This is a genomic window from Fulvimarina fulva (assembly GCF_039652615.1).
In the GTDB taxonomy this organism is placed as follows: domain Bacteria; phylum Pseudomonadota; class Alphaproteobacteria; order Rhizobiales; family Rhizobiaceae; genus Fulvimarina.
In genome coordinates, this window is sequence record NZ_JBDJAC010000002.1 from 1 (window position 1) to 14093 (window position 14093).

Consider the following 14093-nt stretch of genomic DNA (forward strand, 5'->3'; position numbering starts at 1 on the left):
CGGACGAGATCGAAGACATGGACGTCTATGACGGGAATGGAACGGAAGTCGGCGAAGTCGACGACGTTCTTGGCTCCGATCCGCAGACACCAACCCATATCGAAGTCAATTTCGATGACGATGACGCAAGCACCTATCCCGATCGCGACGATGTGGTGGTTCCGATTTCCAACTTCTCGCTCTTGAACAACCGGCTGACGGTCGATCTGTCGCCGGAAGAGGTCCAGAACCTTCCTGTTCGCAACGACTGATCGAACGCGATCGAGCCAAACATGATGGGGCGGCCCTGTTGGGGTCCGCCCCTTTTCCTTGTCCCATAGGCCCTGCTGGGTAAACGTCGCCTCCATAGCATGGATGCGAGGCCTGTGTCTAAGAGTCCGATGCCGTCACTATTCGGCCGAGCCTGCCGCGGAGACGCGCCCGGCAAGATCCCGATCGCGGTTTTCCACGCCGAACCCGGCGAAGACTGCGACGGAGAGCGCGACGAACATCGTCAGCGCGTAGTCTCCGCCCCAATGCTTGGCCAGTCCGGCTTCAATCGTGGCATTGCCGGATGCGAGCAGGTTCCCAAGCTGGTACGCGACGCCCGGGAACGTACCGGGTACGCTCGGCGGAGACAGCTTCTTGAGGTGCGCCCGCACCACGCACCACGGCCCATGCGCCCTGTACGAAGAACTGGACGAGGAACGCGCCAACCGCAAGGAGAACGGCTCCTGGCGCATAGGCCCAAAGCCAGGCAGACGGGATCGCAAGCAGCGCCGCCGTTACGATCGCGCGACGCCGGCCGATGCGCTGGGACCAAGCGCCGAACAGAATACCGCCGAGGATCGCGCCGATATTGTAGACGATGGCGATGGCCCCACGGTGTGGTTGTCGAAGCCGCGCCGGACCTCGAGGAACGTCGGATAAAGATCCTGCGTCCCATGGCTGAAGAAGTTGAAGGCCGTCATCATCAGAACGGCCCAGAGCAGCTGCCATCCGTTGGACTTCGCCACGCTCATGAAGGAGGATTGACCAAGCCGCTGGCGCGCCTCAAAACTCGGCGACTCCTTCACGCGGCCTCGGCACGCTCCAGTTCCGCCTCGACGGCAGCGACTGCATCGCCCGCCTTGTCCGCGTCAGGCCCACCGGCCTGGGCCATATCGGGTCGGCCGCCGCCGCCCTTGCCGCCGATCGCAAGGCTTGCCGCTCTAACGAGCGAAACCGCGTCGAACCGCGAGGTCAGGTCGTCCGTGACGCCGACGACGACGGAGACCTTGCCGTCTGCGACACCGACGAACGCCACCACGCCAGAGCCAAGCCCCGATTTCGCCTCGTCGACGAGCCCCTTGAGGTCACGTCCCGACACGCCGTCGATGACCCGTCCAAGGTAAGCGACGCCATTCACCGTCTTTGCTGCATCGGATTTGCCGCCGCCGTCACCTGCGAGCGCCAGACGCTTCTTGGCCTCTGCAAGTTCACGTTCCAGGCGGCGCCGCTCTTCCACAACCGCTTCGAGCCTGGAAAGCGCATCTTCGGGAGATGTCTTGAGAAGCGCCGACATCTTGCGAACGCGCTGATCCTGCTCCCGGAGGTAATCGCGGGCAGCTTCACCGGTCAGTGCCTCGATGCGGCGAACGCCTGCCCCGACCGCGCTTTCCGCCACCACGTGAACCACACCGATTTCGCCGGTCGCGCTCACATGAGTGCCACCGCAAAGCTCGATGGAATAGGGCTTTCCAGCCTTCTCGCCCTCTTCGGCGGTTCCCATGGAAACGACGCGAACCTCGTCGCCATATTTTTCCCCAAACAGCGCCATCGCACCAGATTCAATCGCGTCGTCGACGGCCATCAGCCGTGTCTCGACGGGCGAATTCTGCCGGACAATCGCGTTGGCGAGCCGCTCGACGGCCTCGATCTCGGCGCGGTCCATAGGCTTTGGATGAGAGAAGTCGAAACGCAGACGCTCCGGCGCAACCATGGACCCTTTCTGGGCAACATGTGTTCCAAGGACCTCGCGAAGCCCCTCATGCAGAAGATGAGTGGCCGAGTGATTGGACCGGATCTTCGCACGCCGGCGGTGTTCGACCTTGAGATCGAGCGCATCGCCGAGCGAGACCTCACCGGCCTTCACGGTACCACGATGCACGAACAACCCATCGGCGAGCTTCTGGGTGTCTTCGATCTCGACGGTCGTATCGCCATCAGACATGGTGCCGGCATCACCGAGCTGGCCGCCGGACTCGCCGTAGAAGGGCGTCTGATTGACGACGACGAAAACCTTTTCCCCGCTCTGAGCGGATTTGACTTCCGCGCCATCTTGAACGAGCGCAACAACGGACGCGCTCGCCTCTTCGGTATCATAGCCGAGAAATTCCGTCGCACCCACACGCTCACGGATGGGGAACCACACCTTATCGGTCGCCGCCTCGCCGGAGCCAGCCCAGCTTTTGCGTGCTTCGGCCTTCTGGCGCTCCATCGCGGTGTTGAACGCGTCGAGATCCACGGCGATCCCGCGCTGGCGCAGCGCGTCCTGTGTCAGATCGAGGGGAAAGCCGTAGGTGTCGTAGAGCTTGAAGGCGGTTTCGCCCGACAGCTTCTGCCCGGCATCCATGCCTTCGGTCGCATCAGCCAGAAGCGACAAACCCCGATCCAACGTCTGGAGAAAGCGCTTTTCCTCCAGCTTGAGCGTTTCGGAAATCAGTGCCTCGCCGCGCGCGAGTTCGGGATAGGCCCGGCCCATCTCCGCAATCAGGGTCGGCAGCAGCTTGTAGAGGACCGGCTCGCTCGCACCAAGAAGGCGTGCATGGCGCATAGCGCGGCGCATGATGCGCCGCAAGACATAGCCCCGGCCCTCGTTCGACGGCAGGACGCCGTCGGCGATCAAGAAAGCTGTCGAACGCAGATGATCGGCAATCACCCGATGGCTCGCCACCGCATCGCCCTCGGCGCGCGAGCCGATCGCGTTTTCGACGGCAGCGATCAGCGTGCGGAAGAGATCGATGTCGTAATTGTCGTGGACGCCTTGCAGCACCGCCGCGATACGCTCCAACCCCATTCCGGTGTCGATGGATGGGCGCGGCAGATCGTGACGTTCATCGCCCGCCATCTGCTCGTACTGCATGAAGACGAGATTCCAGATCTCGATGAACCGGTCACCGTCCTCGTCCGGGCTACCGGGAGGCCCGCCGAAGATTCCCTCGCCGTGATCGTAGAAGATTTCGGAGCAAGGCCCGCACGGACCCGTCTCGCCCATGGTCCAGAAGTTGTCGGACGTACCAATCCGGATGATTCGATCGTCGGAGAGACCGGCGATCTTCTTCCAGAGCCCTGCAGCCTCGTCGTCTTCGGAATAGACCGTGACGAGCAGCTTGTCTTTCGGAAGACCGAATTCCCTGGTGATCAGGGTCCAGGCGAGCTCGATCGCCTGATCCTTGAAATAATCACCAAAAGAGAAATTGCCGAGCATCTCGAAAAAGGTGTGATGCCGCGCGGTATAGCCGACATTGTCGAGATCGTTGTGCTTGCCACCGGCCCGGACGCATTTCTGCGAAGTGGCCGCTCGAGAATAGGGTCGCTTCTCCTCGCCCGTAAAGACGTTCTTGAACTGGACCATGCCAGCATTAACGAACATCAGGGTCGGATCATTGCGCGGGACCAGTGGCGACGAAGAGACCTTTTCGTGCCCGTTCTTCGCAAAATAGTCCAGAAACGCGGACCGGATTTCGTTGACGCCACTCATTGCCGCAACCTTTGGAGAAACAGTCATTTGGCCTGACCGGGCTGAGATCGCCCGATCGGCCATTTCGTCGCCGTTCTACAAAGCTCGTGTCTCGCTGTAAATCGAGATCAGATCCCGATACGCGCCGAAACCGCGCGATTACTCGTCTTCAGAAGGCTCGCTCGCCCCGTCTTCCAACAGTTTTTCCGCGAGAATCCCAGCATTCTGGCGAATCGAGGTCTCGATCTCGCTCGCCGCATCGGGATGGTCACGCAGAAACTGCTTTGCGTTTTCGCGTCCCTGACCGAGTCTCTGACTGTTGTAGGAAAACCAGGCGCCAGACTTCTCCACGATACCGGACTTCACGCCGAGATCGATGAGCTCGCCCATCTTCGACACGCCTTCGCCATACATGATGTCGAATTCGACCTGCTTGAACGGCGGCGCAAGCTTGTTCTTGACCACTTTGACCTTGGTCTGGTTGCCGGTCACCTCCTCACGATCCTTGATCGAGCCGATACGGCGAATATCGAGGCGCACCGAGGCGTAAAACTTCAGTGCGTTGCCGCCGGTCGTCGTTTCGGGCGAACCGAACATCACACCGATCTTCATGCGAATCTGGTTGATGAAGATGACCATGCACTTGGAGCGAGAGATTGAACCGGTCAGCTTCCGCAAGGCCTGACTCATCAATCTGGCCTGCATGCCGGGAAGCGAGTCGCCCATCTCACCCTCGATTTCGGCGCGCGGCGTCAGCGCGGCGACCGAGTCGACAACGAGAACGTCAATCGCGCCGGAGCGAACGAGCGTATCGACGATCTCCAGCGCCTGCTCGCCCGTATCGGGCTGGGAGACCAGAAGATTTTCGAGATCCACACCTAGCTTGCGGGCGTAAATCGGGTCCAGCGCATGTTCAGCATCGACGAATGCGCAAATCCCGCCCTTCTTCTGGGCTTCGGCGATCGTATGGAGAGCGAGCGTCGTCTTACCGGAGCTTTCCGGTCCGTAGATCTCCACGACGCGGCCCTTGGGCAGCCCGCCGATCCCTAGCGCGATGTCCAGGCCCAGCGAGCCTGTCGAGACGGTTTCCACCTCGACGCTCTGATTGTTCTGACCGAGCTTCATGATCGAACCTTTGCCGAAGGCACGTTCGATCTGAGAGAGAGCGGCGTCCAACGCCTTGGTTTTATCCACCGAATTTTCCTCGACGAGTCTGAGGGCGTTTTGGGCCATGTATCCGCTCCTTAATGCATTCGGCGCGCGTCACGCAACGCTATCCATGGGGCAGAAATACGTACCCCTTTTGTTCTCGTCAAGATGGATGTTTCATATTTGTTCTCATATGTCAGCTCTGTGCTATGCTCCCGGCGGCTGGCGGCGCACCCGTTACCGCAAGTCGGCGAGCTGGGAACAGGTATTCGATTTGCACAAATGCCGCTGGCAAGGCCCGCGGCATGAACGCTTAGCTGCGAAGGATTTCGAGACCGCGCGGCGATCAGCCGTCGCTCTCCAGCATCTGCTTGACCGTCATCGCCAGCTCGCGCTGGGTGAAAGGCTTTGAGAGGAAACCGAACTTCTCCCCCTCGGGCAGGTTCTTGGCAAAGGCATCCTCGGCATAGCCCGAGACGAAGATGAACTTCATGTCCGGCCGAACCTTGCGCATCTCCCGCAACAGGGTCGGTCCGTCCATTTCCGGCATCACGACGTCGGAGACGACAAGATCGACCTTGCCATCGAGGTCCTCGAGCACATCGAGCGCGTCGAGACCGGAATCGGCCTCGTGAACATCGTAACCCTTGAGTTTGAGAGCGCGAACGCTTCCCGCGCGGACATAGTCCTCGTCCTCGACGAGAAGAATCGTCGCAGTGCCGGAAAGATCGACCTTTTCGTTGGTTCCGACGTCCTGCGGCCTGTTGATTTCGACCTGCGATGGCTCCGGCACGAAGCGAGGCAGGAAGATGCGGAAGACCGTCCCCTCGCCTTCCGTCGACTCGACATAGATGAAACCGTTCGACTGCTTGATGATGCCATAGACCATCGAGAGGCCGAGACCGGTGCCTTTGCCGATCTCCTTGGTGGTGAAAAACGGCTCGAAGATCCGTTCGGCGACATCCGCGGGCATGCCGGTTCCGGTGTCCGACACCTCCACCAGCACATAGTCGGCCGCAGGCATTTCCGCGTAGGCGAAGGCCGCAGCCTCCCCATCGGCGACATTGCGGGTTTCGATCTTGATCGTCCCACCCTCTGGCATTGCGTCACGTGCATTGCCGACGAGATTGGTGATCACCTGCTCGAACTGACCGATATCGGCCATCACCGGCCAGAGATCGCGCGCATGGCGACGCTCCAGCTTCGTCTTGTCGCCCGCGATCCGTTTCAGGAGCAAATCGAGATCGGCGACCACATCCGTCAGGTTCAGCATTTTCGGGCGCATGGTCTGACGGCGCGAATAGGCAAGAAGCTGTCGCACCAGAGAGGCGGCGCGGTTCGCGCTCTGCTTGATCAAAAGCAGATCCTGGAAGGACGGATCGCCCGGCTTCTGGTTCATCAGGAGGAAGTCGACCGACGCGGTTATGACCGTGAGCACATTGTTGAAATCGTGTGCGATGCCGCCCGCCAGATTGCCGACTGCCTGCATCTTCTGCGCCTTGGCAAACTGCTCCTCCAATGCGCGCTGGTCGGTGATGTCGACGGCGTAGAGGATGATCGTCTCGCGGGCGCCCGATTCGCGATCGGGAATGGCGTTGAGATAGATCCGCACCGATCGTGGCTTCTCGCTCTTCAGGGTCACGTCGATCGGCGAAATTTCAGCCTCGCCGTCGCTTGCGGCCTTCAGATAGTCGGCAAGTCGGCCTGCGCTCTCTTCAGTGAGAAGGTCGAGGAAGGAGACTGTTCCGTCCGAGGCTTTCGCGCCGAACAGCCGTTCGAAAGCAGGGTTCGAACGATGGCTGACATACCGGTCGTCAAGCGCGGCAATCGCCATGGGCGCGGCGTTGAAGAAGCGATTGAACCGCGCGCTGGTCGCTTCTGAATCGGTCTGTTCCTCGGACGTCTCGGTCAGCACGATTGCGCGGAGGCCCGTCCGCCCGTCCCGCTCTCTTGCCTTCTGGGCAATGAGCCTGACCGGAAGAATGAGCCCTCGCCCGGTCGTCAGATCGAGATCGATCAGCTGGCTTTCACCTTCGACGAGGGATTTCAGACGCGCGTCGAGATGGGACCGCATCGTTTTCGGCAGGTAATCGGCGAGGGTGGCCGCGCCCGGATCGAATGTCCCGAGATCGGTATCGAGCCAGGTCGCGAGGGTCGCGTTCAGATAGGTGAGGCGCAGGTCTCCGTCGGCTGCGAAAAAGCCGACGGGCGCCTTGTCGAGATAGTCGATCGCATCCTGGAGGCTCCGGAACGAGGCTTCTTCCTCGCGGCGATCGGCGGTGATGTCCGCGATCTGCCATGCTTCGAGAACACCGCCGGGCGACTGAATGGGCCGAACCGAAACCCGATACCAGCGCGCATGATTGTCCTCGCGGGACAGCGGCGTATCGAGCCTGAATTCGCGCTGGCCGCCATCGCTCCGGGCGGCTTTCGCAAGCCAGTAGACATCTTCAGCCGCGCCTGCATGACGGGCGAGAAGCTGCACCGGGGACTGAACGTCGACGGCATCCGTCTTGCCGATCAGCCGCCCGTAGGACTGGTTCGCGTAAACGACCCGGCCCTTGGAATCGACGAAGACCGCCCCCTGGCGCGCACCGTCGAGGAAGCTGCGGGCCGCGGCTCCCTCGTCCGCGCGGCTGCCGATCGAGATCAGGCCAAGCGCAAAGCCGAAAAGCGCAACGATGCCGACGACCGCGACCAGCGCGAAGATGGCAAGCAGCGCGATGCCGCCATAGGCGTGACCGAACAGGGCCATCACTGCGGCGACCAGAATGAGAAAGCCCGAAAAGAGGAGAAGCCGGCGCACATTGCCGGCCCGTTCCGTTCGATCGATCAGGGGTTTGTCGAACGCATTCGCCATTGTCATCTTTCCGGCCCGGCCTTCCATCGCGGCAAACGCAACATGAGTCATCCCGCTCGAAGAGGCGAGCGGAAAAAGTTGCAGACCCGAACTGGATCAGGCCCTGTTGCGTTCGTGCCGTCTCTTATAAACCAGCGGCACGAAAGTTTCCTGTTTTCGGGGCGCGAGGCTTGCGCCGAACTTGTAAGCCGACTCGCCCGGTTGAGACAGAACTGAAACGTGCAAATTCGTTCGATTGGAAAAGCCGATGCCCGACTGGTTCGCTGCGATCACAGGAGAGACATTTGGTCCCATCCTGTGGGTCGTCTTCGTCGCAGCGCTCGTCTGCCTGATCGCCGTCGTCAGCCTCTGGTTGATCAAGACCATGACGGGAGGCACCGGCGGCGCAATGGCCTTTAGGGGACAGGCGCCGCGCCTGGCGGTGATCGAGGCCGTCAACATCGGCGATCGCCGCCGCCTCGTACTCGTCAGACGCGACGGCGAGGAACATCTGCTGCTGATCGGAGGCGCGAGTGATGTCGTCGTGGAGTGCTGCGTGAAAAGCGCGATGGATGACGAGAGTCGTCAAACGCGCAGTCCCGACAGGGAAAAGCAGGAAAGAGACTGACAGACAAACCTGTACCGGCGCTTCGCTATAACGGAGTGCCAATGAGATATTGGGGTGTCCGATACCGGAGCAATGAAAACGCCCGGCATAGAAGCAAGACTCAAGCGGCTTGCCAAAGGTCCGCTTGCAACGACGAACCGAAAGGGTTGGATGCCGACTCACGTCGTCGTCAAGTCTGCCGAAGCTCCGAGGTTCGGCTCACGGCACGATGAAGGATCTGACCGTTGAAAGCCCTGGCTGGATCAGCTTCGAACGGCGAGGCCGGTCTCAGTCGTCCCGATAGATCTTTTCGCGGCGCTCGTGCCGTTCCTGGGCTTCCAGCGAAAGGGTCGCGATCGGCCGGGCATCGAGGCGCTTCAGATTGATCGGCTCGCCCGTCTCTTCGCAATAGCCGTAGGTGCCATCTTCGATGCGCTCGAGAGCGGCATCGATCTTTGCCACCAGCTTGCGCTGCCGGTCACGCGCCCGCAATTCAATCGAGCGATCGGTCTCGGACGATGCCCGATCGGCCGCATCGGCCTGGTTCGGGCTCTCATTTGCCAAGGCTTCAAGCGTCTCCTTCGACTCGCGAAGGATGTCGGCCTTCCAGGCCTTGAGCTTCCGCCTGAAATACTCTCTCTGGCGATCGTTCATGAACGAACCATCGTCCGTCAGAACACTTGCAAGATCAACGGTTTCACTCATGCGGTCCTCCATCGCCGGGCGTGGCGCTTATACCTCCGGGTTCCCTGCAAAACAAGCGTTTGGCGCTCGAGCCCCCGGAATTAAACATGCGCTGTGACTTTAAACAGTTTCCATCGCGCCCCAATCGTCACGATAGCTAACTGCGTCATACGAAGTCCGTGCGACAGCGCCGGCCGGTGAAGACCCATCTGCGCCTCTTGCAAACCCGCTCGATGGTTTCGCGATCGCGGATTTCAAAGGAGCGCCCGCGCCGCGCGGGCTTTGAGACGAGAGCATAGCGCAAATCGGCCAAGCTCTCGTATCAGCCTCACTCCCTTTGGCAGACTTGCCTTGCCGGAGGCTCGCACGTAACCCTCCTCGCACTAGATTCGTGAAACCATCCACGGTCTTGATGCGCTGACGCTTCGCGCCTCGAAAGCGTCGGCGCATCGTCCATCAAGGCGCCCACAAAGCCGAAGCGAGCCATGTCACGCTATAATTCCATTCTCGATGCCATCGGCAACACACCGCTGATCCGACTCAACCAAGCCTCGGAAGAGACGGGCTGCGAGATCTACGGAAAAGCCGAATTCCTCAATCCAGGCCAGTCCGTGAAAGACCGGGCCGGCCTCTTCATCATTCGCGACGCGGAAGAGAAAGGGCTGCTCGAACCGGGCGGCATCATCGTCGAGGGAACAGCGGGCAACACAGGCATCGGCCTGTCCCTCGTGGCGAACGCACTGGGCTATCGCACGGTCATCGTCATTCCCGAGACCCAGAGCGAGGAAAAGAAGGACGCCCTGCGCCTGATGGGGGCCGAACTGGTCGAGGTGCCAGCGGTGCCTTACAAGAATCCCAACAACTACGTGAAGGTGTCCGGCCGATTGGCCGAGAAGATTGCGCAGACTCACCCGACGGGCGCGATCTGGGCGAATCAGTTCGACAATCTTGCAAACCGCGACGGCCATGTGGTCACCACCGCCGAAGAGATCTGGCACGACACCGGCGGCGAGATCGATGGCTTCATCTGCGCCGTGGGCACAGGGGGCACACTTGCCGGCACGGCGCTCGGCCTCAAGCGGCATTCCGGTCATATCAAGATCGGTATCGCCGATCCGATGGGCGCTGCGCTCTACAACTACTATACCCACGGCGAGATGAAGTCCGAGGGCTCCTCCATCACAGAAGGCATCGGCCAGGGGCGCATCACCGCGAACCTCGAAGGATTCGAGCCGGACTTCGCCTTCCAGATCCCCGATGCGGAGGCATTGAAGATCGTCTTCGATCTGGTGAACCGCGAAGGCCTGTGCCTTGGTGGATCGTCGGGCATCAACATCGCCGGGGCGATCCGTCTCGCCAAGGAGATGGGGCCCGGCCATACCATCGTGACGATCCTTTGCGACTACGGCAATCGCTACCAGTCGAAGATGTTCAATCCGGCATTCCTGAAGGAGAAGGGCCTTCCGGTGCCGGACTGGATCGGCAAGACGCCGGACTTCGACGTGCCGTTCGAGGAAGCCGACTGACACATGGCGCAGACCGAAAGCCAAATCTTCGGCCACACCGAACGCGTCTATCAGGACGACGCCTATCTCTCGACCATGGAGGCAAGGCTCGTGCGGATCGAGGGCGAGCGCGGGCTCGTCTTCGAGCGCACGAACTTCTTTGCGACCGGCGGCGGCCAGCCCGGCGACACAGGCTTCGTGGAGCGCGCGGACGGTTCGAAGATCGAGATCGTCGAGACGGCCTATTCGCCGGACAAGTGCGATGTCGTGATGGTCGCCAAGGACGGTTCGGCGCTACCCGAGCCCGGTGAAACACTGACGCTCCATATCGACTGGAAGCGCCGCTACAGGCTGATGCGGATGCATACGGCCTGCCATCTCCTCTCGGTCGTCTGCCCCTACCCCATCACCGGCGCGGCCGTCGGTGAGGAAGAAAGCCGTGTCGATTTCGACTGGCCGGATGCGGCGGCAGACAAGCAGGCGATCTCCGCATCGCTGATGGAACTCGTCACCGCCAATCATCCCGTATTCACCGAGACAATCACGGAAGCGGAGCTCGACGCCAATCCGGGCCTCGTCAAATCGGCGAATGTGAAGCCGCCGCGCGGCGCAGGTTTCATCCGGCTCGTCTGCATCGGCGCAAATTCGGCAATCGATGCTCAGCCGTGTGGCGGCACCCATGTGTCCGAGACCGGAGAAGTGGGCGAGATTCACATCGGCAAGATCGAGAAGAAGGGCAAGGCGAACCGCCGGATGCGCATTCGCTTCGGCGCCCTGCCCGCGCAATGACACTTCGGTCTCGAGCGCCAGGCGGGCTTTGATAAGAAGCCCGGCCAAACGCGGTCGGGCACCCAGTCAATCAGTCGCCGCTTGGTCCCCGCGACAGGGCGGCGACGCCCGTCCGGCAGATCTCGACCAGCCCAAGAGGCTCCATGATACCGACAAAGCGATCAATCTTCGACGGACGTCCGACGATCTCGAACACGAAATGCTCGATCGAGGAATCCACCACGCGGGCGCGGAAAATATCGGCGAGGCGAAGCGCTTCCACGCGCTTGTCGCCCTTGCCAGCAACCTTGACGATCGCAAGCTCACGCTGGATCGGCTTGGTGGCCTCGCTGCCGGCGCCGCCCTGGGTCAGATCGATCACCCGATGAACCGGCACGATACGGTCGAGCTGGCTCTTGAGCTGCTCGATGACATGGGGAAAGCCGCGCGTGACGACGGTGATGCGCGACAGATGCCGCTCGTGTTCGGTCTCCGACACCGTCAGGCTCTCGATATTATAGCCGCGCCCGGAGAAAAGACCGATCACGCGCGCAAGAACACCCGGCTCGTTGTCGACGATGACAGACAAGGTCCGCGTCTGCGTTTCTTCTTGTTCCGGCGTGATGAAATAAGCCGAAGCAGGCGGCTGGACGGGCTGTGACATTGAAAGACTCTGACGCGTTTGGAATGACGGCTGGCGCACCATAGCGATCAACGCACGAAAGGAAAGACCGGGCCTCGACCTTGTCGAGCTTGCCGGACTTGTCATCTTCTACATTCAAGACTTGAGCACGAGACTGAGCGGGTAGGAGACAGTCATGAAATCATGGACGTCCATGATCGCAGCGGGCACGGCCCTCGCCATTCTTCCTCAACAGAGCTGGGCGCAGGAGACTGCCCGGCAATGCACGAGCGTACCGAACGCCTCTGGAATCGAGCTTCTGATTTCCGTCGAAGGCGCGCCGGGTCGCTATAGCCTGACCTGCCAGAACGGGGCTCTCGTTGCCGTTCCAGCGGAAGCCGCCGGCCTCGTCACGTCGCCAACCGCGTCCGAGCAGGCGACGCAAAGCGCAGCCAATACAGCCGGCGCCATGATCAGCGGCGAGATGCAAATCGGCCGAAACATGGCCGGCATCAGCTCTTCCGACGAGCAAGGAAACGAAAACGCGGGTGCTAAGGACGCGCCTAATGACGCCGCGTCCTCGCAGGAGAGCGAAAACGCCGCATCGACCGAGACCCAGATCGAAAATTCCGCCGAAGAAACCGCCGATGATCTGAAAGAAGGCTCGCCGGATCTGGACGAGCCGCCAGCGGCCCTCGAAACAGACAAAGCCACCGAAAACGAGACCGGCGCCGGGACCGCGAGCGACGATGTCACCGCGGAGAGTTTTGCCGAAGAGCCGCAGAACCAAATGCCGGACGACATCCCCTCCATGGCGACGGTCGATCAAAGCACCGGCACGACAAACGAGGCTCCGGTGGTGTCAAAACCGCAGAGCGCGGTGACGGAAACCGGCCCCGGTAGCCTCTCGCAACAGATGGCGGCCGCATCCCAGGCGCCTGGCGCAGACGGCGAGGCAGAGACCGAACCAGCCGCCGGCGAGATGACGTCATCTGAAAGCGGCGACGGCGGCAGCAAGAAGAGCGCCGAGGGCGAAACGTCCCCAGAAGAACCGGATGCCGCGCCGCAGGCCATGGGTGCGCCCTCGAAGTCAGGACCCGGAACGCTCGAGGAGCAGATGGCTGCCGCCGCTGCAGGAAACGGCTCGTCTGGCGCTCCGTCGCAAAGCGGACCGGGCACGCTGGCACAGCAGATGTCGGCGGCGACCGCCCGATCGGCAGACACTGAAGACACCGCCGACGCCTCGGACGAAAGCGAGGCGACATCGACCTCAGAGAACATGAGCCCTTCTCTCGAAACAACTGGCGTTCCCTCGAAGTCAGGACCCGGAACGCTCGCAGAGCAGATGGCTGCCGCGACTGCAGGGAACGGCTCGTCTGGCGCTCCGTCGCAAAGCGGACCGGGCACGCTGGAACAGCAGATGTCGGCGGCGACCGCCCGATCGGCAGACACTGAAGACACCGCCGACGCCTCGGATGAAAGCGAGGCGACATCGACCTCAGAGAACATGAGCGCTTCTCTCGAAACAACTGGCGTTCCTTCGAAGTCAGGACCCGGAACTCTCGAAGAGCAGATGGCTGCCGCCACTGCAGGGAACGGCTCGTCTGGCGCACCGTCGCAAAGCGGACCGGGCACGCTGGAACAGCAGATGTCGGCGGCGACCGCCCAATCGGCAAATGCAAAGAGCGATACGCCCGACAGCGGATCGATGACCGAAGCCGGGACAGATCAGGCGCCGGATGAGAACGGGGATCAGATGGCGGCCGTGTCTCCGGCGCCCTCTACCGGGCAGCAGAACAGCGCCCCCCCGGCAGATGACAGGATCGCGGTTCCGGCGAATGTGATTGCAAGCGCCCGGCTTGCCCTGCCCGGCATCGATTTCCGCTCCGTCTCCGTTCGCGATGAAGAGAGCGGCAAGCTCTTCGCATTGCGCGGCGAGGGTCCAGGCGGGATTCCGGTTTCGATCGCGGTCGAAGCGGATGGTCAGATCGTCAGCGTGGATCGACAGATCGAGCCGGAACAGGTTCCAAATCAGGTCGAGCGTATCGCCACAGCACTTCTGCCAGACCACTCGGTGGATCGCGTAATCCTCTCGACCCGCGAGAACTATACGAGCTATTTCATCTTCGAGGGCACGGACAGCGCTTCGGTGCCCTTCGCCCTGGAAGTCAGGTCGGATGGTCAGGCAGCCCGCTTCGTTCGCGCGAACTGAAGACGTC

10 protein-coding genes and 1 pseudogene are annotated in these 14093 nt (G+C 61.5%); 5 read left to right on the plus strand and 6 right to left on the minus strand.

Translation table 11 applies throughout. The features are described 5' to 3' along the window. Positions 1-251: PRC-barrel domain-containing protein (locus ABDX79_RS03610; RefSeq protein ID WP_346218902.1), on the plus strand; the 251-nt coding region annotated here is incomplete at its 5' end. A 138-nt stretch (positions 252-389) separates the two neighbouring features. Here the strand turns inward: ABDX79_RS03610 and ABDX79_RS03615 are convergent. From ABDX79_RS03615 to cckA, 4 genes and pseudogenes are all read right to left on the minus strand, one after another. Beyond that, positions 390-1064, minus strand: a pseudogene (locus tag ABDX79_RS03615) (MFS transporter); the annotation flags it as partial. Next, on the minus strand, positions 1052-3721 hold the full coding sequence (gene alaS / locus ABDX79_RS03620) for an alanine--tRNA ligase (protein ID WP_346218903.1): 2670 nt from the start codon (positions 3719-3721) through the stop codon (positions 1052-1054). The pseudogene ABDX79_RS03615 and the gene alaS, both read right to left, overlap by 13 nt. Positions 3722-3859: 138 nt before the next feature. Further along, positions 3860-4933, minus strand: a complete 1074-nt coding sequence (gene recA, locus ABDX79_RS03625; protein WP_346218904.1) for a recombinase RecA — start codon at positions 4931-4933, stop codon at positions 3860-3862. A 262-nt stretch (positions 4934-5195) separates the two neighbouring features. Beyond that, positions 5196-7709 carry a cell cycle histidine kinase CckA gene (gene cckA, locus ABDX79_RS03630; protein WP_346218905.1) on the minus strand — a complete coding sequence of 838 codons (2514 nt, stop codon included), beginning with the start codon at positions 7707-7709 and terminating at the stop codon, positions 5196-5198. A gap of 247 nt (positions 7710-7956) precedes the next feature. On the opposite strand from cckA, the gene ABDX79_RS03635 reads away from it, so the two are divergent. Then, positions 7957-8316 (plus strand): flagellar biosynthetic protein FliO, encoded by a 360-nt coding sequence (locus ABDX79_RS03635; protein WP_346218906.1) that lies wholly within the window; start codon positions 7957-7959, stop codon positions 8314-8316. A gap of 267 nt (positions 8317-8583) precedes the next feature. Here the strand turns inward: ABDX79_RS03635 and dksA are convergent, their stop codons facing one another. Then, the gene (dksA, locus tag ABDX79_RS03640; RefSeq protein ID WP_346218907.1) at positions 8584-9000 is read right to left on the minus strand and encodes an RNA polymerase-binding protein DksA; all 417 of its coding nucleotides are present in this window, start codon (positions 8998-9000) and stop codon (positions 8584-8586) included. Between the two features lie 464 nt (positions 9001-9464). Between dksA and ABDX79_RS03645 the strand changes: the two genes are divergently transcribed. Together ABDX79_RS03645 and ABDX79_RS03650 are read left to right on the plus strand one after the other, a co-directional pair. Then, positions 9465-10505: a cysteine synthase A gene (locus ABDX79_RS03645; protein ID WP_346218908.1), complete on the plus strand. Its 1041-nt coding sequence runs from the start codon at positions 9465-9467 to the stop codon at positions 10503-10505. A 3-nt stretch (positions 10506-10508) separates the two neighbouring features. Continuing rightward, a complete protein-coding gene (locus ABDX79_RS03650) occupies positions 10509-11273 on the plus strand; it encodes an alanyl-tRNA editing protein (protein ID WP_463671106.1) in 765 nt (254 codons plus the stop codon). A 70-nt stretch (positions 11274-11343) separates the two neighbouring features. Here the strand turns inward: ABDX79_RS03650 and ilvN are convergent, their stop codons facing one another. Continuing rightward, complete coding sequence (gene ilvN / locus ABDX79_RS03655; RefSeq protein WP_346218909.1) at positions 11344-11916, minus strand: acetolactate synthase small subunit; 573 nt, start codon at positions 11914-11916, stop codon at positions 11344-11346. Positions 11917-12070: 154 nt separating this feature from the next. Between ilvN and ABDX79_RS03660 the strand changes: the two genes are divergently transcribed. After that, positions 12071-14086, plus strand: coding sequence for a hypothetical protein (locus ABDX79_RS03660; RefSeq protein WP_346218910.1), 2016 nt, complete (start codon positions 12071-12073; stop codon positions 14084-14086). Positions 14087-14093: the final 7 nt, after the last annotated feature.